The organism is Tractidigestivibacter sp. (assembly GCF_057241865.1).
The window spans coordinates 23,145-48,633 of sequence record NZ_DBHHPX010000021.1; the positions used below are offsets into that span (position 1 = coordinate 23,145).

Genomic DNA, 25,489 nt, shown 5'->3' on the forward strand with positions numbered 1-25,489 from the left:
TATAGACGAGAAGAGGACACCGTTCTCGCAGCATGACCGCCCGCAACGCTTTCGTGCACGAATGTGTGACACACCCAGGTCGCAACACATTCGTCAACGAAACTGTTACGACCTGCAACACAATCGCATGCCCAAGCAGCATGCCGAGCGCCAGAGTCCAGACCGGAACGCTCTGCCTTTACTGCGAGAGCCCGCCCTCCCAGTGCAAGAGTCTCTCCCTCAGCTCGTGGCGGCGCGCCCTTGCCTCTCGTGACATGTCAATCTCCCCTGTTCCAAGCTGTCGTGAAAGCTGCATGGCGAGATGATCCATCCTCGAGTCGCTGATAAGGTGCTCATGCACCGCGACAAGCACCTGCTCCCCATGGTCGAGAAGGTCATTCCGGCGGAGGTTGTCCGATACCATGTCATGCGGCATGCTGTGGTCAGGACCGCCAAAGTACTCAAGAATGACCTTCCACGTTTGCCACCAAAGATCAGGGATGTAGTACTTCATTCCAAACTCGTCAATGTAGCAGCGCTTGTTAAGGCAAGGCGGTGGGAATCCATAGCCGCCTACCTCGGCGTGTAGCATGAGCACAAGCACCAATACCGTCTCCATCGGCGAGCCAGAACCCGGCAGCAGGTATCGCAAGGCCCAACGAACCTTCTTGACGCCACGCATTCCATCTCGTCCCGCCAACGATAGACGCAGTGCCTCTGGCGTCATGCATGCCGGGCGCCCGTAGGCAACGCGTCCGCCTCCAACTGGAAAGCGGTATGAGCCACACAGCTCGAATCCTAGAAGCAGTAGCTCAAGCCCATCAAAGTTGTGAGCAAGCTGCAGAAATGTATCCTCCGGGGAAGAGACGAGGACGCTATTCTCGGAAGCCAGGAACTTCCCTCCCCACTTCCAGTAGCGAGGACAGGCAGTCGCGGTGCCAGTGCGACGAGAAGAGCCATTCACGAGTACCTGCAAGGGAAAGGTAAGCCCTGAGAGTGGAGGAAGGAGAGCCCTCGTCTCCCGCTCCCTGGAGAAACTTGACCCAAGATGATCTAGGCAAACGAGCCGAGACGCATCGCCTGGCGGCCAGTCGTAGCGACGCCAGTACTCTAGGGCTGATGTATGTCCAAGGTAGATTGCCATGCTCCAAGCTTATGGACGCGAGCCGAATGTCACTTCGAGTTTCCAAGAAAGTTCGACAGCAACCTCGCACGCTGCTGTCACGCATCTGACAGCAGGTCTCGTTTGCGCTGAAATACGGGGGCGCAAAACAATGAAATACGGTTATCGTCACCAAGGCACAAAGGGGCGCTGTCCACAAAATGCCTGCTCAGGGCTGGTGCAGAAAATGGAAAACCTGTGGATGAGCGGAGTGCGCAAAAAGGGCCGTCATCCAAGGACCTCCGCTGTCATGTCGAAAACTCCGCCTAGGATGACGCCCGGCTATGGCGTTGATGCTCGCGAATGTGTGACGAAACGCAACACAATCGTCGACGTTTATGTGACGACCAGCGCGCGTCACACATTCGGGACCGAATGTGTGACGGACTGCAACACAATCGCGCGCGAGAGCACAATCGCGCGAGAAAAGCGAGACGCCCCTATGCCGCGTCATCTGTCGCGGGCTCAAGGCGACCCACCTGGGAACGGTCGTACCGCCGCGCAAACACAAGCACCACGATGCCCGCCACAATGAGTGGCAGGCTCAACACCTGCCCCATCGTGAGCCAGTTGGTGCCGAGAAGGTATCCCAGCTGCACATCAGGCAGCCGCACAAACTCGATGAGAAACCTAAACACACCGTAGAGCGTGAGAAACGTCCCAATGAACGTCCCCTGCGCCCGGGGCGGCCGTCGCCGCGACAGCGCGAACAGCACGCAGAACAGCACCACACCCTCGAGCAGCGCCTCGTAGAGCTGAGAGGGATGCCGGTACACGTTGCCGCCCGAAGAAAACATGACGCCCCACGGCAGCGAGGTCTCCTTACCCCACAGCTCGCCGTTCACAAAGTTGGCGCAGCGGCCAAAGAAGAGCCCGATGGGAGCGCCAATCGCGGCAAGATCGGCCACCGTGAGCACCGAGAGCTTCCAGCGCTTGCACGCAATGGTGCCACCAACAAGTGCGCCCACAAGCCCGCCGTGAAAGCTCATGCCCCCCTGGTTGAGGGCAAAGATCTCAAGCGGATGCTCGAGGTAGTATCCCGCACCGTAAAACAGCACGTAGAAGATACGCGCACCCACGATGACACCCACGGCAACATCGATCATGATCGAGAGCACGTCATCGGTAGCAAGGTCAAGCTTCCAGCGTTTGGCCACGCGCGCAATCACCAGCCCCGCGCACACGAACCCCGCCAGGTACGCGATGCCATACCAGCGCACCTGGAAGGGTCCGAGCGTGAATGCAACGGGATCAAGCGAATGATAGAGATCGTTCAGCCACACGGACGGCACCCGGCCTAGAGAAGCGCAGGTTGCACGCGTGTAACGCCCGGTACGTGCTCCTTGAGGATGCGCTCGATACCCTCGGACATATCGTAGGTCGAGAGTGGACAGCCAGCGCAGGCGCCCTGCATCTCAAGCGTCACCACACCGTCATCGGTGCAGTCGATAAGGGCGACGTCGCCACCGTCGGCCTGCAGGCTCTGACGGATGATGTCAATGGTCTCGGACAGCAGCTTGCGGTTAAGCACCGGCTTTGCCTCGGTGGTCTGCTCACCCTTCTCGGCACCCTCGGCGCTGGGGGTCTCGTTCTCTGCCATGGTCCTCTCCTCCCGCGCGGGTGCCCCCGCGCCTGTGCTCGCGCGAATTTCCTCTGTCGCGAATTCCTAGTGTAATGATAGGCTACAAGGTCTCATATTACCCAATGCCCGAGAAAAGATGCCCGGAGGTTGCGCCCTGCACACGAGGAGCAGGCCGCCTCCCAGCCGCAACCGCCACTAGTGCGCGCACCACTCGCTCGACGGCAAACGCGCACTCCTCGGGCGAGAGAAGCGTCGCATCGGCCATAAGACGCGTGATTCCAGCCGCAACAAGGGTATCTGCCTGCGGCGTTGCATCCAGCGGATGCGCTGCCCAAATACGCGACCGTCCATGCACGTCGGTTCGCACCGGCAAGAGGTTGCCATCGATGTCGCGCAGCGAGAGACGTCGGCGGCGCAGCTCGCAGTTAGGGCAATCGTGAATGCAACGGCCAGCCGCCTGCAACACGCAATGCTCGCTGGTCATGGCGCGTGCGCGTCCGGAGACCACAAGCCCAACCGGCACCGATGCCGTCCCCGCAAGCGCGCAGACCTCCTCCAGCGTAAGCTCCGGAGAGAGCCAGAGCCCAGCGGTACCCGCCTCCTCCAGCGCCACAAGGCAACTCTCGTTGTGCACGGGAATGCAGGTGCGCACCTCGGCGAGAGCACCACGCGACGTAGCAAGCGCAAGCTCGGAGACGTTGCCCACGCCCACAGGCTGCCCGGCACGCACCCACGGGTCCAGACGGGCGTGGTCGCCCTCGCGGCACACCTCGTCGAGCCAGGGAATCACGCCCTCGGGCCACACGGCCCCGTCCTCCAACGCGTCCGATGTCGCGTAGACGCGTGTGGCGCCGGCATCAAGCGCGGCGCGCGCTGCCCTGGCCGTAGCCACCAGCGCGCAGGCCTCGGGCGCGGGCCTCGTCCACGCGTCCGGCGCGGCAAGGCCGTCCCTCTCGCGCACCTCCGCCAAGCGCGCGGCCACCCCGCGTGCCGAGGGCGCAACGGCAAGCCCCTCACTGCGGGCCTCGTACGGGGCAAGCACCTTCTGCTCAAGCGCCTTGCACGCCTGCGCGCGCACCTTGTGCACGGCCGAGAAGCCCATGCCCACGCCCTCGTCCATCTGGACCTCAAACGAGAAGGGCTCGAAGGGACTCTGGCCCATGCGACCCACGTGCTCCACGAGGTCCTCCCTGGTCACGGCCTTGGTGCGCGCCGACTCCACCTCGAATCCCTCCGCAGTTGCCACGGCGCTGCCGTCAAGGCAGGAAAGCGTCACCGAGAAGGGCTCGCCCAGGCGCGCCCGCACGCTCACCGTGACGGGACGGCGGCGCGGCACGTCCAGCCCAGAGACGCGTGCCGCAGCGTCCATCGCGGCCTGCGAGCGAATCACGCGCACCGCCGCGCCTGCCGGGATGGGCCGAGAAGCGCGACAGGCGATGGTCTCGCCGGCAGCGGCCGCGCGCTCGGAGCGCACCGTAAGGAACTGCGAGGGGTCCTCAACCGGCCGCAGCTCGAGCAGATCGCCCTCCCCCACCGGCTGGCCCAAGCGAATCTCGACGTCCGCGCGGGTGAGGCGCCGCATGCGCTCGCGCCCGCCGTCCGATCCTCCGCGCCGAACGAGCGCGTCCTCCAGGCGGCGGGACGAGACGACCTCGCCCACCAGCTCGCCGCGGTTGTTGGAGCGTTCGTAGCTCATCATCTCGTCGCCGGAGCGGCCCCAGAGGTACGCATCGGTGAAGTCCCGGTTGAAGACGCGACGCAGCGTGCGGTGGCGTGCGGCGCTGGCCTTCTCGCCATCCCTGCCGGCCACAAGCGCGTCGAGTGCCCCGCGGTAGGCGGAGATCACCGCGTGTACGTAGTCCGGAGACTTCATGCGACCCTCGACCTTGAGCGACGCCACGCCGGCATCGCGCAGCTGGGGAAGGTCATCAATAACGCAGTAGTCCTTGGGACAGAGGGGGCGCGTGCGGCCAGGAGCCTCGATGGCGTGCCCCTCCTCGTCCACCAGGTCGTACGGCAGGCGGCACGGCTGTGCGCACATGCCGCGGTTGGCCGAGCGCCCGCCTGCAAGCGAGCTCATCATGCACACGCCCGAGTAGCAGAAGCACAGCGCGCCGTGGCCAAATGCCTCCAGCTCCACGCCTTCGCGCGCGATGGTGCGCATCTCGTCCAAAGAGAGCTCGCGTGAGAGCGTCACACGAGCCACGCCCAGCTCGCGGCACCAGGCGACGCCACGAGCGTCGTGCACGTTAGCCTGCGTAGACACGTGGCACTCAATCTGCGGCCAGCTGCGGCGAACCTCGGCGAGAAGGCCCCAGTCCTGGATGATGAAGGCATCGGCTCCCAGCACCCAGGCACGACGTATAAGCTCAAGCACCTGCGGAATCTCGTGCGTGGCAACGGCGACGTTCACCGTCACGTAGACGCGGGCACCTGCGAGGTGCGCGCGCCGACACGCTTCGCCAAAGGCCTCGTCGGTGAAGTTGTGCGCGCCGCGGCGGGCGTTGAAGCTGTTGCCCAGCCCGCAGTAGATGGCATCGGCACCAGCTGCAAGCGCAGCGCTAAACGCCTCGGGGCCGCCTGCGGGGGCCAGGAGCTCCGGCACGGGATGGGTGTCTCTAAAATTGGAGAAGTGCATGAAGACCTCTTGCATTGCTCGCCTCCAAAATTCGTCCGTGACCCAAAAGGACGCGGGCCACGGACGAACCATTCTGAAACTCTTGGAAGCTCGGCGGAGCCGGACACGCCATACGTGCGAAAAGACCACGTCCGCAGGCACTACACCAGCTTTGCCCAGCGCTTCTTGCCGCTCTGGAGAACCGTGCCCGCCGAGAAGAGCGAGGGGTCCATGTTGTAGCACTTGGGTTCGACAGCCTGGCCGTCGATCCTGACGCCGCCGCCGTCGATGAGACGGCGCGCCTCACCCGTGCCGCTGGCAATCCTCACGTCCACCAGGAGCTTGGCCAGGTAGACCTTACCCTCGTCGTTCACCTGGACCGTGGAAAACGGGAACTCGGCGATGTCCTCGGGCACCTCGCCCTTCTTGAACGTGGCGTCGAAGGCCTCCTGGGCAGCGTCACCTGCGCCCGCGCCGTGGTAGAGGTCGCAGATGTTGCGGGCAAGCTCGCGCTTGAGGGCGTACGGGTCGGCCGTCCTATCTTTGAACTGCTCGTCGATGGCATCGATATCGTCCACGGGAAGCGTGGAGCACAGGCGGAAGTACAGCGGGATGAGCTCGTCGGTGATGGACATGAGCTTTCCGTACATGTCGTCAGCGGGGTCGGTGAGACCAACGTAGTTGCCGTAGCTCTTGGACATCTTCTTCACGCCATCGGTGCCCACGAGCAGCGGCACAGTGAGCGCCACCTGTGGCTCCATGCCCATGGCACGCATGAGGTCGCGACCGGCAAGAAGGTTGAAGATCTGGTCATTGCCGCCCATCTCGAGGTCAGCCTTCACCACGACGGAGTCGTAGGCCTGGAGCACCGGATAGATGAACTCGTGCAGGGCGATGGACTGGCCGTTTGCGTAACGCTTGTGGAAGTCCTCGCGCTCGAGGATGCGTGCCACGTTGAACTGGCTCATGAGCTTGAGCATCTTGGAGAGGTCCAGGGGCTTTAGCCAGTCGCCGTTGTGCACGATGGTGGTCTTCTCGGGGTCGAGGACCTTCATGGCCTGCGCCACGTAGGTCTTGGCGTTTGCCTCGACCTGCTCCTCCGTGAGCGGCGGTCGGGTAGAGTCACGGCCGGACGGGTCGCCGATAAGGGCGGTGCCGTTACCGATGATGAGCGTAACCTTGTGCCCCAGGTCCTGGAACTGGCGCATCTTGCGCAGGGGCACGGCATGGCCGAGGTGAAGGTCCGGGCTGGTGGGATCGACACCCAGCTTGATGTTGAGCGGCACCCCGCGCCCAAGCTTCTTCCTGAGCTCGTCCAGGGGCACGATCTGCAGGGTGCCCGAGGTGATGACCTTCAGCTGTTCTTCGACTGGCAGCAATGCTCTGTCCTCCGTGTGTGTTCGCGTGTCTTCGCGGATTGCGCCTGCGACCGGGGATATACAAGCATAGCGCAGGTTGAACTATGCTTCCACGGCCTCGTAGGCAGACGCGTGGTATGCATAACGTTACATGCCATCATCGATGTCCCGATTACCTCAGGATGTTCTCACCATGGCAATTAAAGAACGGGTGTAATTGGAGGCCCTGCAATTGCACCCTTCCACGCCCCCTCGAGGCGATACGCTGCCACATCCCCCAATTGCCAATAACCATCTACGAACTCAATGCATTTACTGTACCTTGTCCAGCATACTTCCAAGGTCTGCTGATTCTTCCGAAGCCTATTGCTTTCAGTAACTGAGAGATGCCAATCGAGATACAGAGAGATAGCAGCACGAAAATGAGGTAGCAGCCAATAAAGGAGGGGAATACGGCTCTCGATACAAGTAGCGGAATGATTCCTTCAGTCATGTACTCGACTCCAGCAAAATCACCAAATTTCTTAAGAACCGCTTTCAACACCCTTGTTTTTGACAGCACGCATATTTCAAGAAATATCAGCGACAATCCCAGCAGTGGGTCTGCTGGCAATGTCACAATCGCCCGGATTGCAAGCGTCAACAGGATGAGTGCAAGCGAGCAAATTCCTGCCAAAGCTGGTCTCTCCTGCGACATCATTTCTGCAATCGCCAACAAATCCCTCTCCGATAGGTAAATACCGACAGAAAAGGAGAAGATGTAAAAGAGAAACCAATCCGTATGCATGCCAGTATCACCAATTGCCATGTAAGCGACCCAGGGGATAAAGCAAATGCAAAGGAAGAAGAGACCCGTGTGCTTGACCCCCCTGTATAGCAGGGGGAACAACAGGTAAAAGATTATCGCTGCTGACATATACCACCAGGGACCAGAAAGAGTTGGCATTCGAAAAAGCTCTGCCATACCTAATATATCAAATAATAGATTACCAACTGGCCCAACACCGCCTACGCCATAAACGGATTGAAGTGTTGCACCAGATAGGAAATAAGTAGTCGCTACGACAAGATAACATGCCCAAAACGAGGAGAGAAGTGTCCAAACGTGTCGCAAAACGAAACGTGGCTCGCTAGTCGTTCTTCTTTTCCAGCCCTCCGTAAGGCCATATCCGCTCAGTATTGCAAAGACCGCAACGCAAGCCTTACATGACGTAGCAATGAGAGTTGGGACTGATAAGTTGCCAAAATCCATTGGTATCCCTGGGCTATTGGGATACAAATGATGCAAGGACAGCGCCAAGATGGCTACGCCCTTTACGACTGAAGTATCGACCTTCGTAAAGGGTGGATACTTTGTAAGCTTATCGCTATCTGCCATACTACATTCCTCAGTTTTGTTATCTGATTGGCAGGTACTTCCATAGTTGAGAAAGCGACTGCCCCCGCATGATGAAGAAGCCGAATCGATTGGAGCTGTCTGTGACAGCATGATCAAACGGCTCGATCTTGCTCACGTTGCAGAGCAGCTCCGGACAATCCTTCTGCGCCTGCACGAGGGCATCCAGATCCTCTTGCGAGAAAATAAAGCGAATCATCGAGAATCCCTTTGGATGCTGGGGTGTTAGGTCTGGCTTAAGGCCGAGCGCCACATCGGCAACCCCGCCCACAAAGTCAATCCCCGTCGAAAGCTCTACGAGGTCGCTTCCAATGCAGTCACCACCCATGCGACTGCCAATCTCAACTATCCAAGGCTTCCCACTGCGGTCAATGATGACTTCTGAATGAGAGGCACCATACTGGACACCCAGGCTACCAAGAGCATGCGAAACAACGGCTTTTGTCCGCTCGACAAGCTCATTTGAGATTAGCGCCGGCTCGAAGTGGCCTGTCTCAATGAAGTGGGGAGCTCCTGTCGTGAACTTCTTGGTCATCTGCAGGAAGTGATGCTCCCCCTTCCACGAGATGTACTCAACGCTGAACTCCTCACCAGTCACATACTCCTCTACCACAGCCGCATGCTCCCACGAGCAGGAGAAGGCATCATCGAGCGCCGACTGCAAATCCGCTTGCTTCTCGAGGCGGGTAATACCACGGCTACCAGACCTATCGGTGGGCTTCACGATGAGTGGGAATCGCATCTCGGAAATATCGACGCTCTCACGGTTCTCCGGAGTCACGAGGATGCTTTTGGGCGAAGAGTCCCCATGCTGTGCAAAGGTCTCTCGCATAAGGTGCTTGTTCGTGGAACGCTCCACCGTTTCCACAGAGTTTGCCGTAAGGCCAAGCTCATTGGCGATATAGGTAGCCGTGATGTTGTTGAAGTCAGAGCCAATCGCACAAATCCCGTCGATGCCAATTTCGCGGCAAATGTCCAGAATCTTGTCTTTCTCAGCAGTGCTCACGGGATAGAAGTGGTCTGCGGTCTTCTCGCCAATGTCACCGCTCCGCCAAGCGAAGACATGCGTTTCGTACCCCTTTTCCTCTGCCTTGAGAATCAACGGGTTTTGAAAGTCGCCTGCACCGAGAATTGCGAGCTTCTTCATGCTCCATCCCCTTACTTTAGGGAGTCGAGGATGCGGCAGATTGAGGTCCCATAGCTTTCGCTCGACGCCCATGTGCCGGATAGCTTCTCTACGGTTTTGGCGGAACCGCGCTTGACGTACTTGAAGCGGACGTCTACGAGCGTGTTGTTTACGGCATCCGTCGAGGCGTATGCCTTCAGGTGCTGCGCCTGGGCGAGAAGGCCCGTATATACATCTGGGAAGGTATTCGCGGAAGTCGGACTGCTATCCACGGCACCAAGCCCACCAAAGTTGCATTGTTCGGCTTTGACAGCACCACCAAACTGGAGGTATCCGGTTTCAATCATTGCCTGAGCATACACAACTTCGGGACGCACCCCTTCTGAGTTTGCCGCTTGGCACAGAAGAGAGACGAACTCTTCGATGCTTGCTGCTCCCTTAGAGGAATACACATCCGATGGGTAGCTGTATCCAGAGCTCTTAAAGTTAGCAACCATCGCAGCTTCAGATACTTCCTGCGAACCCATGATGGGATGTCCAACACCGATGGATACCGTTACGTAGTCGTCCGCGCCGAAGCTGGACCAGGCGCCGGCCACGTAGGCCTGCACGAGGAAGGTGTAGCGGGTCCCGTTCTCGAGGCCGCCGGCCACGTAGGACTCGCCGGCGCAGTCGTAGGTGTAGGTGCGCCAGCCGCCGCCCTCCATGACGGCCACGGCGTACCTCTCGGCGCCGGGCACGCGGGCCCAGGAGAGCGTGACCTCGCCGTCGCCCGCGACCGCCGACGCGGAGGGCCTCGTGGTGCCGGACGGCGTCGCGGAGGCGCACAGGGCGGCGGACACCTGCGACCAGCGCCCGCCGACGCGGGCCTGGACGAGGAACGAGTGGCTCACGCCGTTGGCGAGGTCGGAGACCACGTAGGAGGTCGACGCGCAGTCGAGGGTGTAGGTCCTCCACGACCCGCCGACGAGCTCGGCGACCGCGTACGCGTCGGCGCCCTCGACGGCGTCCCAGGAGAGCGTGACCTCGCCGTCGCCGGTGGCGGCGGCGGTGACGTTGGCCGGGGACGTGGAGGCGGAGGGCGTGGCCAGCACGTAGTCGTCCGCGCCGAAGCTGGACCAGGCGCCGGCCACGTAGGCCTGCACGAGGAAGGTGTAGCGGGTCCCGTTCTCGAGGCCGCCGGCCACGTAGGACTCGCCGGCGCAGTCGTAGGTGTAGGTGCGCCAGCCGCCGCCCTCCATGACGGCCACGGCGTACCTCTCGGCGCCGGGCACGCGGGCCCAGGAGAGCGTGACCTCGCCGTCGCCCGCGACCGCCGACGCGGAGGGCCTCGTGGTGCCGGACGGCGTCGCGGAGGCGCACAGGGCGGCGGACACCTGCGACCAGCGCCCGCCGACGCGGGCCTGGACGAGGAACGAGTGGCTCACGCCGTTGGCGAGGTCGGAGACCACGTAGGAGGTCGACGCGCAGTCGAGGGTGTAGGTCCTCCACGACCCGCCGACGAGCTCGGCGACCGCGTACGCGTCGGCGCCCTCGACGGCGTCCCAGGAGAGCGTGACCTCGCCGTCGCCGGTGGCGGCGGCGACGTTGGCCGGGGAGGGAACAAGGGTAATCCACCGAGCCCCAGCGTCTATTGATGACCAAGAGCCCCCACGATACGCCTGCACAAGAACCTGGTACGTCTTGCCGTTCTGGAGGGGACTCCCATCAGGCATGGACGCAAGTCGAATGGAAGTGCTGGTGTAGTCCTCCGTATACGCCTTCCAGGAATCCGCATCGTCCTCTCGAATATAGACTGCGTATTTCTCTGCGTTCGTGGATGCCCAGGCTATGTCCATCTCACCGTTGGACATAGAGGTTACGTACAAATGTGGCACATTGGGACCAATTGAGAGCCCGTAGTACGCAGCTATCTCGTCTGCCTCGGTGCTCCCAATTGTCATGAGTTTGCTCGTGCTAGACAGTTTGCTGGCATCGGAGTAGGTATCGATAAAGCCACATTCTGCCAAGATCGCGGGAATGCCCCGGAGCCTTGAGTTTCGGATTACGGATAGATAGTCCTGCGCACTGCCATCAGGATATGTCGACGACAGTGACCCCGTCTTTATGCCCCTGCTATTAAATCCCAGGGAAACCAGTCCGCTGAGCGCCCGCTGGCCTACGGCCAACCCAACCGTTCGGCAGTTGTAGTTATACGAACTCGCATTTGGTACGTAAACCTCGGCTCCAGTCCCGCCACCCGCATTGATGTGCACGCTCACAAACAGGTCTGCGCCGGCATTTTTAGCAGTCTCGGTTCTTCCCATCAAATCAAGCGTCTGGTTAGGGTATGCCCCCCATGAGGGACGAGTCATCACTACGCTCACATCCCCATACTGCAAGAGACGCTCCCTCATCGCATCAGCAATTGTGGAGGTTAGCTCTGATTCCTTTAGACCGTTACCTGAAGCACCATAATCGCCCAGGACAGAACCGTGGCCAGCATCGACAGCAATGACTACCGAGCGAGAGGAGGGCGTATAGGGGTCAGCGACCCCAGGCTGAGTCGAGCCATACGCCCTGCCGGGCCACGCCACTGCCACAACGAGCAGCGCCAGCATGGCGATAATCCTTACGGAAGATTTGTGACTCATAACACACCTTCGCTCTCTCAACCCGGCTGCCCAATGCACCCAAGAAGCGCTTGCGACCTAATCGTCTGCCGAGACCAGCACTTCCCAGCGACCACTCTCGAGCTCCTTCTTGTAGTCGAGCATCATGGTCTTGTAGTCCGTGTACTTGGGGACAAACCCAAAGTCGTGCTTTGCCTTCTCCATGCTGTAGAGAAAGGACGGGGTGTTGTTTGGCTTATCGGGACGATAGACGATCCTGGAACCCTTGCCCTTGCCAAATACCTCGATAACGGCCTGCGCCTGATCCTCAAGATCAAGCTGCGTCGAGCTCGTCATGTTGTAGAGCCCATAGGTCTCATCACTTGCCAAGGCCAGCCTGAACGCACGGGCAACGTCCTTCACGTAGATGATGTCGCGCTTGATGTGAGGATCTCCCCAGAGTTCGATGTCCTTGCCCTGCTCAGCGTTCTCGATGAAGGTCTGAATGCCAGACTTGTAGGGCTTGCCGTTCACCATAATCGTCCCGTGAGGGCCAACACCATAGACCGGCGGGAAACGGAAACTAGCGCCCTGCATGCCGTGCTGCTGGTTGTAGTACTCGATAGTGTCGTTGGCTGCGTTCTTGCTAATCACATACATGGCGTGGTCGCCCGTAAACTTGAAGCCGCGAGGCTCGTCTTCAGTGATGGCATATCCCTTGCCCCAAGAGTTCGACGTATCCCCGTAGCTGCAGCACGAGATAACCCTCTTGATACCATTCTTGCGGCAGTACTCTAGGACGTTGACCGTGCCGATGCAGTTGACCTGAAAGTAATCCGCGGCATTCTCGTTATCCACAAGGTCCGCTTTGGCATTGGCAGGAAGCAGGGCCGCAAGCAAGATCACGCCCTCAATGTCGGTCGTGGGGAGCTTGGAGAAATCGCCCTCGTTCGTAATGTCAAGCTCGACATAGTCCGCTCCCAGCGAGCGAACCATGGGCTCGAGCTTGCGGTTCCTGCCAGTCGCAAGGACCTTCTTGCCATGGCGGACAAGCTCGTCAATCGTGTACATGCCAATAAAGCTCGTGCCACCGATGACCAAGATCATTTCCCATCGTCTCCTTCGCTGCTGTTGAGGATGGTTTTCACGACGTACAGCGGCCTGTTTTTGGTTTCGTCGAAGATGTTTCCTACATACAGGCCAACGATGCCAACAACGCCAATGTTCAACCCGCCCATGAGGAAAATGGCACCAATGGTACTGGTCCAGCCAACTGCCACATCAGGCACTACCGCATGGTAGATAAGTAGGAAAATCAGGTAAACGAGCGAGATAAAGAACACCGTGAATCCAACGTTGACCGCCAGCTTGAGCGGCTTTGTAGACTGCGATGTGATGAGCTCAAACGCCATCCGCAGCTTCTTGCGCATGGTGTAGGAGGACTCGCCCTCAAAGCGTTCATCACCCTCAACGTCAATGGCAGCCTGGTTGAAGCCCAGCCACTTGATGAATGTCGTATAGCCCCGGTTGTGTTCCCTCATGCGGCAGTATTGGTTCACAACCTGTCGCGAGGCAATGCTGAAGTTGGAGATTGTGTTGTCATAAGAGCCATCGGTGAAGTGCTCGTACACCTTGTAGAAGGATCGCGAAAGGAACTTGGTGGACTCCTTGTCCTTCCTGTTGACGCGTCGTACGAACACGGCATCGTAGCCCTCGTGGGCCTTGTCCCAGAGCTGCGGGATGGCTTCCGGACGATCCTGGAGATCACAGTCCATTACCACAGCCCACTCACCCCGCGCATGATCAAGCCCACAGGTGATTGCCCGAATCTGCCCAAAGTTTCTCGAGAAGTGAATCCCTACGACCCGCCTGTCCGTCGCGCAAATCTTCTTGATTTCCTCCCACGAGTTCTGTGGGCAGCAATCATCCACGAGCACAATCTCGAAGGTCTTGCCCATCCCCTCCAGGGTTGTCACAAGGCGCCGATGCAGCTCTGGCAGAGCGGCACGACACCCGTAGACGGGAATTACTATAGAGACGTCTACCAAAGACACGACTTTGCTTCCTCCCTCTCAGGCGATGCCCCCAAGAGGGCCCCTAAAGGTAGAATTCTAGCGCACAATCAAAATGCGCTACGCTCAGCCTGCACCTCAATGCGTACTTCCTTATCATGGCTAGTTGTGGGCAAGCTCGTATTGAGCCGCACGCGCAATCGTGATGAGCAATATGCCATGTCAGCTTCACATCGTCGGAATCGGAGAAAGCCAATGCTCGACAAGCTCTCTGCCGCAATCGACTCTATGGATGAGGACGGTCACAAGCGAAGGGGCTTCCTCGTCTTCCTTGTGGTGCTGCTTCTCATGACCTGCCTTACGTACTTCGACTTCATCTGTGGCAAGCGCGCGCTTGTCTATGTGGAAGTTGGCGCGGACTCCTACGCGCAGAGTGTTCCGTTCTTCCTGAACGCTGCCTATCGCTTCTCGCATGGGATATTCTCAACCTGGAACCCATCCCAGTACCTAGGAACGGTGACGCTGGAGTCTTGGAACGCCGAGTATGTCGTCTCACTCTTTGGATTCGAGGGAGTCCTTTGGGGCATGCTGTGGTGCCAGATTGCAAAAATAGTTCTAGCCGGCATCTTCTGCTACCTGTACACAGGCTGGCTTGACGCAAGGTGGAGGACCCGCTTTGTCATCAGCCTGGGGTGTGCGTTCTGTGGCAGGATGCTTGCCATCTCGGCCTGGACGGCATATACGATGGAGGTCACCTTTGCCGTGATGCTCCTCTGGGCATTTGAAAGATTCTTCCATGACCAGCATAAGTTCATCACGTTTCCCCTCGCTCTCGCGCTCATGCTCTCCATTCTTAACCTCTACGGACTTATTCTCTACAGCGCGGTGCTGTTTGCTTATGCTCTCTGCAGGTTTGGCTACGAGGGTGGCACGCCCCATCACAATCGTCCCATCCATGTTGCCGTACTCCAGCTGGTTGGTCTGTATATCGCTGGCGTGATGCTCGCCTTGCCGCTTTTGCTCCCCATTGTTCGCGTGTACGCGACAAGCTCGCGAGTGGGCTCCAACATCACCGGGAGCACAGGCTCCTCTGGCATGTCTCTCCTCCAGCTACTTTCCCTTTCGGATGGCACCACCGTTGCTACGGAACTTGTCAACACCTTCACGACGGGAGGGCTTGGCTATCTAGCCAAGTACGTGGGTCCGACCAGCCCACTCAATGCCCCTTACTACTACTGCGGCCTGCTGACGATAGTTGCGACCCCGCTAAGCCTTATGGGCAAAGACCGACGGCAGCGCATTTGGCTCCTTGTGCCTGCGCTCTTCGCCCTCCTCTACTGTCTGTTCCCTGGCCTTCGATATCTCATGAACGGCTTTGCGGTAGGCAATGACGATTTCAGGATGTCATCGTTCTTTGTCGTATTGGTCATCATGTATCTGGGGACTCTTGGGCTAGAGAATCTCTGGGAGCGCGCTAACACGAAGACCCTTATCGCTGTTTTCGGCGTGGCCCTTGCTCTCCTCGCAACGAGTACGGCTATCCTGTACCCAGACCATGTTGCAAAAAGGCCGATTGCGCTTGCGGGGGCACTTCTCATCGTCTACGCCGTCATTCTTCTCGTGCCCAGGCGCACTGGCCGCAGCGCATGGGTTTCGCTTCTCGTGATTGTCGTCCCACTCGAGCTTGTCTTTGCTGGATATCGGGTTGTCAACAACGTGCCCACCATCACTCCGGAGGACTTTTATAACTCGTTTTCCAACACCTCCGCCCAGGCCTTGGAGGATGCCGGGGTTACCGTTGGGGAGCAGCGCATCGACGACCAGGGAGGCCTGCTTACTTCCTCAATGGCAGGCTCGTACCTATCCACCAAGATGTACATAGGCGGAGCCGGAATTAACAGCCAGACCACCGATTTTCTCGCCAGCATGGGCAACGACTACGTTGAGCAATCTGGCTACTCGCGCTACGCGTATGGCGTCCGTAGCAACGTACTCAATGACCTTCTCGGTGTCGGCTATCTCGCCATACCCAACAATCATGACGGCATTGCTCCTGCCGTACCATACGGATACGGCCAGATTTCCGACCAGGGCGACTGGTATCTCTATAAAAACGAGTACGCCCTCCCAATGCTGTATGGCTACACGTCATCTGAGGCCATGTCCCGATCCGACTTCCTGAGCATCGACAGGGAGGACAGGCCTGCCGCAATGCTCGCGAATGTCATCCTGCCAGACAGCATTGCCCAAGATGACAACGTCACCTCGGCCACCTACGAGTCTGTCTTGAACTCAGAGTGCACGCAGCTCTCGTCCACTGCAGAGACGCTCAAGCCTGGTGGAGTCATCAACATGGGCCTTCCGACTGAGGGGCGTCAGGAGTACCTGGTGTTTGACATGGACCTTTCTGCGACGTCCACGGAGAGTGGCAATCTCTATATAAACATTCCCCTCTACCAGAACGCAGGCGATGCCACACCCGTGTCTCAAGCCCGCTATCGGACGGCGGCAGGCAACGAGCACATCCGCATTGTCGTGGCCGACAAGGGTTACGAATACGCCTGCGTCACCATCTCTGATGTCAACAACACGCAAGACGCAACGGTTACCAACATCAATGTTTCAAGCACTTCAGAGAGCTACTTTGATTTTTACAAGCAGGGATACGAGGCACGCATGTCATCGAATCCCACTGTTACGAGCTATGGGAACGACCACATCGAAGGAACCATCGATTTGGATTCAGATGGCTATGTGGTTGTACCGTTCAGCTGGGAGCAATCCTGGCATGCATATGTCGACGGCGAGGAGCAGCCAGCGATTGTCGCTAATCTCGGTTTCCTGGGGGTACGTGTACCAGCGGGATCTCACACGGTTCGCTTTGAATACCATGATAGCGAGCGCACCATTGGCCTTTGGTGCGCTGGAATGTCGGGATGTGCCCTTGCCGGATGCTGGATTGGGCTTCGCGTGCGCAACCGAAAGAGGCGGCACGAAGACCAGACTGCAATCAGCAACGGATAGGCAAGCAGGGGCTCTCCCACAAGCAGGAGAGCCCCTTTCCTACACACCGAACGAATAAATGACAATGCCACCTATGATGAGCGCAAGCGCTAGGAACTTGCGTTTGGAAACACGCTCATGGAAAATGGCGACCCCAAAGATCGTGACGTATACATAGCTCGTAGCCTCAAGGACCGGTCCCATCGAGAGTGGCACGACCTTATACGCAAGCAGCGTGCATAGCGTCGCTGCGAAAAAGATGGCATACCCCGTAACAACAAGGGGGTTGAGATATTCCTTTATGGGAGAGTCATACGTCTTCATGGCAGACTTCTTGAGCAACACCTGTGCAAGCGCGCTGATGAAGGTACCAAAGAGATAGACCAGAGAATAAACGACTAGCTCACTCATTGGCATTGCCGCCCTTCTCGGAATCGGCGCTGCCATCCGTTGCATAGAGGACGATGCCACAGATGATAATCACGGCACCCACCAGCATGACCGGATTGACGCTCTCGCCAAAGAAGAGGTAGCCCCAGACTATGCCCCACACAACCGTAATTGCACGGTTAGCATAGGCGAAGGTAAGGGGGAGCCGCTTTATGACCTGCTGCCAAACGAGCGCGTAGAACGCCAGGATAACCAGGACCGCCCCATAGAGCAAGATGAAAGCGAGGGACATGAACGGTTGGCGTGAAGCGAGCTTGGAACATACACCAGAGAGAGACAGAACGAGCAGGACCCCATGAAGGGCGACGAGGGTCCTCGTTACCTTTCCAGCATTCTTCTCAGACTTCTCAGACACGAATCCCCCTAGTATCTGCCCGCATAGAAGGCGTGAATCGCCTCCACGACGGTGTTGAGGTCACAAGGCTTCAGCCCATAGTACATAGGAAGCCTTGCGAGGCGGTTGCTCTCGCGCGTGGTATAGACATCCTCACCAGAGAAGCGCCCAAAGCGGAGGCCAGCTGGCGAACTGTGTAGCGGCACATAGTGGAATGTAGACTGAACGCCACGCTCCTTAAGAAATGTGATGAGGGCGGTACGCTCCCCGAGGTCCGCTGCCTTGACATAGAACATGTGAGCATTGTGCTTGCAGCCCTCAGGGCTGGTTGGAATCCCCAGGACGCCCACGTCAGCAAGGGGCTGGAGCGCACGCTTATATGCATCCCAGCTGGCAAGGCGGTTCTCGTTGATCTCGTCTGCACACTGGAGCTGTCCCCAGAGGTACGCAGCGTTGATGTCGGAAGGCAGGTAGCTCGAGCCCCAGTCGACCCACGTGTACTTGTCCACCTGTCCGCGGAGGAAGCGAGAGCGATTCGTGCCCTTCTCGCGTATAATCTCGGCCCGCTCGAACAGCTGAGGGTCATTGATGAGGATGGCACCACCCTCGCCCATAGAGTAGTTCTTAGTCTCGTGGAACGAGAAGCACCCAAGGTCACCAATGGAACCAAGTGCCTTGCCATGGTACGTGCTCATGACACCCTGCGCAGCATCCTCCACGACCCTTAGGCCATAGCGCTGGGCAATGTCCATGATGGTGTCCATCTCGCAGGCTACGCCAGCGTAGTGGACGGCAACAATGGCCTTGGTCTTATCGGTAATGGCGGCCTCGATCTTGGACTCGTCGATGTTCATCGTGTCGGGACGCACGTCGACAAACACGAGCTTGGCGCCGGCCAGCACAAATGAGGTAGCCGTGCTTGAGAACGTGAAACTGGGGAGAATGACCTCGTCTCCGGGCTTAATGTCGCAGAGCCATGCCGCCATCTCCAGCGCAGATGTTCCGCTCGTGGTAAGGAGAACCTTTGGAGTCGAGAAGCGGTCACACATCCACTGCTCACACTTCTTGGTGAAAGGACCGTCACCACTAATCTTACGGTTGTCCTCCACTGCCTGGCGAACATACCCCATCTCGTTTCCCACAACTGGCGGAATGTTAAAGTTGATCATCGAAGCCTACTCTCTGGTATCCGGGACTTCCAGACGTCCTAATAGCCAAACAATTTCCCTTTGCCGGGACTTCTCGTTCTGCACCGCCACGAGAACGTCAAACGCAATCCCTTGCAAGCCAAGCTAACGTGGCGTACGAGGGCTATGGCGAAGCAAGCGGCAAACAGCGCTGAAAAGCGCCAGAACGCGAATATTCTAAACCCATTTCAATTCCCCAGAAGCAATTAGACGCTTTCGAGCAAGTACCCCATAGTTCCAGCTCCATGCTTGATAATGGTTCGGGTAGATTGATGATTGGCTTAACCCACGTCCCCTCAGAACAGACACAAGCCCACGAGCCCCTTTCTCTACTTTCCCTATAATGAGTACGATTGTGTCCACACAAGGAGGTTCCATGGGCATCAGGACCCGCAGGGCTCGAAAGCATTCAAGCACGCACGCCGTCGGTTTTGGCATCGCCGGCGTTTTTGGTTTCATAGCGCTCTTCGCTTTGGCGCTCGCTCTCTCGCTGGGCACGATCGTCGACTCGTGGCTGCAGGACCTGCCGGACTACGAGTCGGCAGACGCATACCTCGTTGCCGAGCCCACGATTGTCTATGCCGCGGACGGCACAGAGATTGCGCAGTACTACCTCCAGAACCGTCGCTCTATCACACTCGACGAGATTTCCGACTACGTGAAAAAGGGCACGGTCGACGTCGAGGACGAGCGCTTCTACCAGCACAACGGCGTCGACCCCCAGGGCATCCTGCGCGCCATCGTGAGCCAGCTCAGCGGCCGTTCCGAGGGCGCTTCCACCATCACGCAGCAGCTCGTGAGAAACACGGTCCTCTCGTCCGAGCAGTTCGACCAGACGCTCAAGCGCAAGGTGCGCGAGGCCTACATCGCCATCCAGATGGAGAAGACCTACTCCAAAGACCAGATCCTCAACATGTACCTCAACACCATCTATTATGGCGAGGGCGCCTATGGCATTGAGGCGGCAAGCGTCACCTACTTCAACAAGCACGCGAGCGAGCTTACGCTGGCAGAGGCGGCAACGCTTGTGGGCATCCCCAACTCACCCTCCTACTACGACCCATTCGTGAATCCTGACGCCTGCGTCGAGCGCCGCAACAAGGTTTTGGGCAACATGCTTGCACAGGGTGACATCACGCAGGAGGAGTACGACGCGGCCACGCAGGAGGAGCTCATCTTGAACCCCGGCTCCTTGCAGGATGAGACTTCTGGCTCCTACCCCTACTTCACCGACTACGTGAAGTCGCTTCTCCAGAACGACTTTGACAACGACACCATCCTCAAAGGCGGTCTGAGGGTCTACACGACGCTCGACCCCGCGAAGCAAGAGGCCGCTGAGGAGGCGGTAGACGATCTCGTCTCCATGTCCGGAAACGACCAGCTCTCCGCAGCACTGGTGTCTATCGACAATACCAACGGCCACATTGTTGCCATGGTGGGCGGCACCAACTACGGCTATGACGAAAGCCAAGGCCAGAGCTCCATCAACCTCGCAACCAGCCAGCGTCAGGCAGGCTCCAGCTTCAAGCCGTTCATGCTCATGGCGGCGATGATTGACGGCATGAGCCCCACCGTTATCCTCAACTGCAACTCCCCCATGCAGATCACCTCCACCTGGACACCTCACAACTACGAGAACGCGCAGTACGGCTATGTGACCCTCGCCCGCGCGACCGAGCTCTCCTCGAACACGGGCTACGCGCAGGTGGTCATGGCGGTTGGCGTCGACAAGCTCATCCAGACTGCCCACCTCATGGGCATCGACTCGGACCTGCAGTCCGTCCCCTCGCTGGTCCTTGGCTCCTCGGGTGTTACGCCGCTCGAGATGTGCGAGGCCTACACCGTCTTTGCTACCAACGGCGTGCATCGCGACGCCATCGCAATCACCAAGATCGAGGATCGCAATGGCAACATCGTGTACGAGCACGAGGATGACCCCCAGCAGGTAATCGACGAGGGCGTTGCCCAGGATGCGCGCGAGGTCCTCGAGGGCGTCGTGGACGCAGGCTACACGACGAACTACGTGCACAGGTACTTCACCGCCAACCAGCCCGTAGGCGGCAAGACCGGTACCTCGGATAAGGCTGACAACCTCTGGTTCTGCGGCTTCACCCCCCAGCTCACCACCACGGTATGGGTGGGCAACCGCGACAACAACCGGGCCGCGTACTATAGGGGCGCGCTTGCAACGACGCCCACCACAGCCCAGCCCATCTGGACCAACTACATGAACGCTGCGCTGTCGGGTGTCGCACGCGAGGAGTTCCCCGTCTCCACGGAGACCGCAACCTACAAGAGCAACAGCTCGTGGACGTTTGTGGGTACCTCTACATCCACGAACTCGAACTCGACCCCGCACAGCACCGTGAGCGACAACACCACAACCACGACTACGACAACCAGAAAGACGACCACAAACGCCACCACAACAGAGACGAACGGCTCCACGACCGAAAACAGCAGCGACGACACCGGCGCTGGCACTGGCGGGAACGGTTCCGGCGGCGGTACCGGCGGGACCGGTGAGAACAGCGGGAACGGCGGCGGCACCGGCGAAAACGGCGGCAGTGGTAATGGCGAGAACACCGGTGGCGGTACCGGCGATGACAACACCGGTGGCGGTACCGGCGGCACAGGGACCACAGGCCAGTAAAAATGAGACAAGAGGCAAGGGGGCTGTCCCCTTGCCTCTCCCTTGTCTCTACTTCGAGCTGCCGAGCTTCTTCACGAGGGACTGCAGGGCGGCCGCATGCTGACCGTCAATCGCAACCACAAGCACCGTATCGTTACCAGCCACAGAGCCCAGTGCATGTGAGAGTGCCGCGCCGTCAATGGCCGCAGCGATACCGGAGGCGGTACCGGGCTGGCACTTAATCACCACGAGGTTCTCAGCACGCAGCACGTCTATCACGAACTCCGAGAGCATACGCTGCAGGTGCAGGTCCTCAGAGAGCACGTAGATGCCTTCGGGGAGCTTGCGCAGGCCCATCTCGGTAATATCTCTTGAGACCGTGGCTTGCGTGCACGAGAAGCCCATGTCTTGAAGCTCCTTCACCAGTGCGCGCTGGGTGCGGATTGCCTTGTCTCGGATAATCTGCCTGATGGCTTCCTGGCGATTGTTTCTCTGCTTTGCCACGTGATGCCTCTCAACCTGTGGCCCTGCCCGAATGGCACGGCCACCAAACAACGATGAATACTTTCTTCGGATTATACGTATCAAATTTGCGCCATATCCACATGCCCGTACCGGGTCACGCAAGCAACATACCGGCGAGTTAGTGCGATTGGCTGTCGGGATTTGTCTGCTCATGCCACTTATGGGCCCGTAGGCATGCGCCGGCACCGTCTGCACAACTCTCGCACGACGAGAAAGCAACACTGCCTTATAGTGCTATAAGGCATGTGAGGTGGCACTTTGTATGGCAAGCCCAATAGCGCGCCATTCGCAAAGCTGCATCGAGCCTTGGGACGCCCATGTACCCACGCGAGGAGGAACGATGGAGTACTCCGACGACAGGTCTCAGAGACCCCAGCGAGGCACGAGTGTGTCGCGCGGCAGCCACGGCAGTCGCTCCCACGGAAGCGGCAACAGCGCGCCTCGCCGAGGACACAGCTCGCATGGCGAACGTGGACGGGGTGCTGGATTACGCCCGCGCCGGCAGTCGTCGCTGAGCTATGGGTCACAGGGACGCAGCCGCCAGCGGGACTATGAGCTGAGAAGCCGCAGCATTGGTTTTGGGAGTGCCGGGCGGTGGCGCGTCATGGGCCTTGATGCGCGCATGGTGCTCGCCCTGGTGCTGGGCGTTGTCGCTATAGTGCTCTTCATCTTCGCCATTTCCAGTTGCGTTGCCAACAGCGCCGCCCAGAGGCAGCCGGAGGCCGAAGCGGAGAAGCCCCGCGTGGCAAGCGGGATCTCGGACACGCTCTCGCAGGAGCTCACCGCGCGCCTCGACCAAAATGACCAGATTGCGCAGATTGCAGCCAACGCCGACCGGTACGGAGACGAGCGCCTGGTTGAGCTGGCCCTCGACGAGCCCGATGCGGCATCTCTCGTCGCGGGCTACCTTGACTCCGACAAGACCGCGCAGGCATACGATGAGGATGCCTCCATTGGGAGCTATCCGCAGCTCTACGACTGGGACTCCCGTTGGGGCGCGGTTGACTACGCAGGCAGTGCGCTCGCAATCACGGGCTCTGGCCCCACTGTGATGGCGATGGCGGTCATCGGCCTTACCGGCTCGACTGACAACACCCCTGCAACGATAGCGGCTCTGGCCGAGAAGGACAGCCTGGCTACGGGTGACTCGTACCTGAGCGGGGACTTCTTCACGACCGAGTCCAACTCGCTCGGCGTGGTCTACCACGCCTACGACACCTCAGCCGAGAACATCTCGGCAGTGCTCGCATCGGGGACCGTACTGGCCATGGAGGTCAAGGCGAACTCGCTCACAGCCTACGACCACTGGATCCTTGTGGTCGAGAAGGGCTCCGACGGCACCTACACCGTACACGACCCAACCTCAAGCGCCGTGACGGCAAAGACCTGGGACGCAGACACGCTGGCAAATGCGTCTGCGGGGAAGCTCTACGCACTCACGAAGATGGCGTCGTAGCGGGTGAACGGTGCCGCCGGTACCTACGCCGCGACCAATGCGAAGTATGCGATGACAACGGCGCCCAGCGCAATGCGGTACCAGCCGAAGGGCTTGAAGTCGTGCTTCTTCACGAAGCCCATGAGGAAGCGGATGGCCGCAAGCGATACGAGGAAGGCCACGATGCAGCCCGTGAGCAGGATGGCCGCCTCGGGGGTGGTGAAGGTGTTGCCCTTGAGGAAGTACTTCACAAGGCGCAGGCCCGAGGCCCCCACCATCACGGGAATCGCCAGGTAGAACGTAAACTGCGCAACCACAGTGCGCGAGCAGCCCAAGATGAGACCGCCAATGATGGTGGATCCGGAGCGAGACGTGCCCGGGACAATCGAGAGCACCTGGAAAAGGCCGATGCCCAGTGCCGTCCTCCAGTCGAGGTCGGCGAGGTCATGGATGCGGACGTCTGCGTCTGCTGCCTGCGAGACCGTGAGCTTCTGCTGGGGTGCGGCAGACGAGAAGTGACGCGGGCGATAGGGGCCTGCGGCCGTAGCTGGAGCCGTGACGGGCATGGCCATGAGGCATCGGGCGCGACGCTCGCGCATGGACTCGATCACGATGAACACGATGCCGTAGACGATAAGCGCGGCGGCAATCACAAACGGGCTTCCCAGGTGGTCCTCGATCCAGTTGTCAAGCGGCAGCCCCACCACCGCGGCGGGGATGCAGGCAACGATGGTCTTGCCCCAGAGCGTCCAGGTGGAGCGGCGCTCGCCCGCAGACTTGGCACCCGAGAACGGGTTGAGCTCGTGGAAGAAGGCGACAAGCACGGCGATGATGGCGCCAAGCTGGATCACCACAAGGAACATGTCCCAGAAGTCCTTAGAGACGTTGAGCGGCATGAACTGCTCGAGAAGGAGCATGTGTCCCGTCGACGAGACGGGCAGCCACTCGGTGATGCCTTCGACCATGCCATAGGCTGCTGCCTTGAGAAGCTCGAGAAGATCCACGTTTCCCCCTTTGTGCGCGGGCCACCGCATGTGCGGGCGCGCGTGCTTACGAACGAGTCCATGATGAAGGGTGCGCAGCACGAGCGACGGGGCCGGTGGGCTTTCAGCGAAAAACTACGGCTCGGGAACCTGTTCGCTGGGGCCCTCGGGCACGTCCTCCTGGACGGTCAATGCACCCTGCTGCTGCTCCTCCTCGTGCCCTCCCATCCTGAGCAGCACCGGAACACCCCAGGCGAGAAGCCCCGCAAGCAGCGCGATTGCCGCGGCGAGAAGGAGCGTGACGAGAAGGGAGTGCTTGGGCGGCTCGTCAGGCTTTTGGTCCTTGGGGTCCACGCTTGTCTCCGTCCTTCTCGCCGGCTCCACTCATAGCGTCATTCTACTCCGTGAGACAGAGGGACAGTTCCCTTGTCTCATTCGGGTAGAATGACGCCCTAGGAAATCGTTAAAAGGGGACTCCAACCATGGCGCTCAACCTCCAGAACGCTCGCTTCATCGCCTCGTACGGAACGGTCAACGGCCTCCCTGCGCCCACCACGCCGGAGGTTGCCTTTGTCGGCCGCTCCAACGTGGGCAAGTCGTCACTGCTCAACAGGCTGCTGGGGAGAAAGGCCCTGGCCAAGGTCTCGTCTCAGCCGGGCAAGACCGCCAACGTGAACTTCTTCGAGGCCGACGGCATCAGTTTTGTCGACCTGCCCGGTTACGGCTACGCACGCGTCTCGATGTCCGAGCGCCAGCGCTGGGCCAACCTCATCTCGGGCTACTTCGCGCAAGAGCGCAGCTTTAACCTGGTCATTGCCCTGGTCGACGTGCGCCTAGAGGCTCAGAGGCTCGACCAGGACATGCTCGGGTTCCTCCATGAAAACGAGCTGCCCTTCGTAGTCGCGCTCACCAAGGCCGACAAGCTCAGCCGCCCTAAGCAGGCACGCCAGGTGGAGCTCCTTTCTCGCCAGCTCGAGGTACCGCGCAAGCAGATGCTACTCACCTCTGCGCAAACCGGTCTTGGCATCGACGAACTGCGCAAGCGCATCGAGAGGGCCTGCGACTAGACACAACTTCCGGGGTTTCTAGGTAGCACCATCAGCCCTTGTGACCGGGT

20 protein-coding genes are annotated in these 25,489 nt (G+C 59.4%); 4 read left to right on the top strand and 16 right to left on the bottom strand.

Annotated elements, in window-relative coordinates; all coding sequences use genetic code 11:
* Window positions 1–178 precede the first annotated feature (178 nt).
* The 10 genes from ACO59D_RS08045 to ACO59D_RS08090 form a co-directional block, all read right to left on the bottom strand.
* Window positions 179–661 (bottom strand): hypothetical protein, encoded by a 483-nt coding sequence (locus ACO59D_RS08045; protein ID WP_485126538.1) that lies wholly within the window; start codon window positions 659–661, stop codon window positions 179–181.
* A gap of 920 nt (window positions 662–1,581) precedes the next feature.
* On the bottom strand, window positions 1,582–2,424 hold the full coding sequence (lgt, locus tag ACO59D_RS08050) for a prolipoprotein diacylglyceryl transferase (RefSeq protein WP_485126539.1): 843 nt from the start codon (window positions 2,422–2,424) through the stop codon (window positions 1,582–1,584).
* Between the two features lie 14 nt (window positions 2,425–2,438).
* Window positions 2,439–2,741: a NifU family protein gene (locus ACO59D_RS08055; RefSeq protein WP_130813082.1), complete on the bottom strand. Its 303-nt coding sequence runs from the start codon at window positions 2,739–2,741 to the stop codon at window positions 2,439–2,441.
* 97 nt (window positions 2,742–2,838) lie between these two features.
* Window positions 2,839–5,376: a peptidase U32 family protein gene (locus tag ACO59D_RS08060; protein ID WP_485126540.1), complete on the bottom strand. Its 2,538-nt coding sequence runs from the start codon at window positions 5,374–5,376 to the stop codon at window positions 2,839–2,841.
* Window positions 5,377–5,501: 125 nt separating this feature from the next.
* Window positions 5,502–6,719, bottom strand: coding sequence for a tyrosine--tRNA ligase (gene tyrS / locus ACO59D_RS08065; RefSeq protein ID WP_485126541.1), 1,218 nt, complete (start codon window positions 6,717–6,719; stop codon window positions 5,502–5,504).
* Window positions 6,720–6,993: 274 nt separating this feature from the next.
* A complete protein-coding gene (locus ACO59D_RS08070; protein ID WP_485126542.1) occupies window positions 6,994–8,076 on the bottom strand; it encodes an acyltransferase family protein in 1,083 nt (360 codons plus the stop codon).
* 19 nt (window positions 8,077–8,095) lie between these two features.
* On the bottom strand, window positions 8,096–9,241 hold the full coding sequence (locus tag ACO59D_RS08075; RefSeq protein WP_485126543.1) for an ATP-grasp domain-containing protein: 1,146 nt from the start codon (window positions 9,239–9,241) through the stop codon (window positions 8,096–8,098).
* 11 nt (window positions 9,242–9,252) lie between these two features.
* Entirely contained in the window at window positions 9,253–11,853 is a 2,601-nt protein-coding gene (locus tag ACO59D_RS08080) for an N-acetylmuramoyl-L-alanine amidase (RefSeq protein WP_485126544.1), read from the bottom strand.
* A gap of 57 nt (window positions 11,854–11,910) precedes the next feature.
* Window positions 11,911–12,918 (bottom strand): NAD-dependent epimerase/dehydratase family protein, encoded by a 1,008-nt coding sequence (locus ACO59D_RS08085; protein ID WP_485126545.1) that lies wholly within the window; start codon window positions 12,916–12,918, stop codon window positions 11,911–11,913.
* Window positions 12,915–13,865 (bottom strand): glycosyltransferase family 2 protein, encoded by a 951-nt coding sequence (locus ACO59D_RS08090; protein WP_485126546.1) that lies wholly within the window; start codon window positions 13,863–13,865, stop codon window positions 12,915–12,917. Before ACO59D_RS08090 ends, ACO59D_RS08085 begins: the two co-directional genes overlap by 4 nt.
* 213 nt (window positions 13,866–14,078) lie before the next feature.
* Here ACO59D_RS08090 and ACO59D_RS08095 point away from each other — a divergent pair, with 213 nt between their 5' ends.
* Window positions 14,079–16,847, top strand: a complete 2,769-nt coding sequence (locus ACO59D_RS08095) for a YfhO family protein (protein ID WP_485126547.1) — start codon at window positions 14,079–14,081, stop codon at window positions 16,845–16,847.
* Between the two features lie 39 nt (window positions 16,848–16,886).
* On the opposite strand, the gene ACO59D_RS08100 is transcribed toward ACO59D_RS08095, so the two are convergent.
* The 3 genes from ACO59D_RS08100 to rffA are packed head-to-tail and all read right to left on the bottom strand — an operon-like array spanning window position 16,887 to window position 18,779.
* On the bottom strand, window positions 16,887–17,237 hold the full coding sequence (locus tag ACO59D_RS08100) for an EamA family transporter (RefSeq protein ID WP_165443724.1): 351 nt from the start codon (window positions 17,235–17,237) through the stop codon (window positions 16,887–16,889).
* Window positions 17,230–17,631 carry a DMT family transporter gene (locus ACO59D_RS08105; protein ID WP_130813075.1) on the bottom strand — a complete coding sequence of 134 codons (402 nt, stop codon included), beginning with the start codon at window positions 17,629–17,631 and terminating at the stop codon, window positions 17,230–17,232. Before ACO59D_RS08105 ends, ACO59D_RS08100 begins: the two co-directional genes overlap by 8 nt.
* 8 nt (window positions 17,632–17,639) lie before the next feature.
* Window positions 17,640–18,779: a dTDP-4-amino-4,6-dideoxygalactose transaminase gene (rffA, locus tag ACO59D_RS08110; RefSeq protein WP_485126548.1), complete on the bottom strand. Its 1,140-nt coding sequence runs from the start codon at window positions 18,777–18,779 to the stop codon at window positions 17,640–17,642.
* A gap of 394 nt (window positions 18,780–19,173) precedes the next feature.
* On the opposite strand from rffA, the gene ACO59D_RS08115 reads away from it, so the two are divergent.
* On the top strand, window positions 19,174–21,450 hold the full coding sequence (locus tag ACO59D_RS08115; protein WP_485126549.1) for a transglycosylase domain-containing protein: 2,277 nt from the start codon (window positions 19,174–19,176) through the stop codon (window positions 21,448–21,450).
* 48 nt (window positions 21,451–21,498) lie between these two features.
* On the opposite strand, the gene ACO59D_RS08120 is transcribed toward ACO59D_RS08115, so the two are convergent.
* On the bottom strand, window positions 21,499–21,933 hold the full coding sequence (locus tag ACO59D_RS08120) for an arginine repressor (RefSeq protein ID WP_485126550.1): 435 nt from the start codon (window positions 21,931–21,933) through the stop codon (window positions 21,499–21,501).
* Window positions 21,934–22,558: 625 nt separating this feature from the next.
* Between ACO59D_RS08120 and ACO59D_RS08125 the strand changes: the two genes are divergently transcribed.
* Window positions 22,559–23,410: a hypothetical protein gene (locus ACO59D_RS08125; RefSeq protein WP_485126551.1), complete on the top strand. Its 852-nt coding sequence runs from the start codon at window positions 22,559–22,561 to the stop codon at window positions 23,408–23,410.
* 23 nt (window positions 23,411–23,433) lie between these two features.
* Here ACO59D_RS08125 and ACO59D_RS08130 read toward each other — a convergent pair whose 3' ends face one another.
* Together ACO59D_RS08130 and ACO59D_RS08135 are read right to left on the bottom strand one after the other, a co-directional pair.
* Complete coding sequence (locus ACO59D_RS08130; RefSeq protein WP_485126552.1) at window positions 23,434–24,393, bottom strand: undecaprenyl-diphosphate phosphatase; 960 nt, start codon at window positions 24,391–24,393, stop codon at window positions 23,434–23,436.
* 114 nt (window positions 24,394–24,507) lie between these two features.
* The gene (locus ACO59D_RS08135; protein ID WP_485126553.1) at window positions 24,508–24,726 is read right to left on the bottom strand and encodes a hypothetical protein; all 219 of its coding nucleotides are present in this window, start codon (window positions 24,724–24,726) and stop codon (window positions 24,508–24,510) included.
* Between the two features lie 128 nt (window positions 24,727–24,854).
* On the opposite strand from ACO59D_RS08135, the gene yihA reads away from it, so the two are divergent.
* Entirely contained in the window at window positions 24,855–25,439 is a 585-nt protein-coding gene (yihA, locus tag ACO59D_RS08140) for a ribosome biogenesis GTP-binding protein YihA/YsxC (protein ID WP_485126554.1), read from the top strand.
* Window positions 25,440–25,489 lie beyond the last annotated feature (50 nt).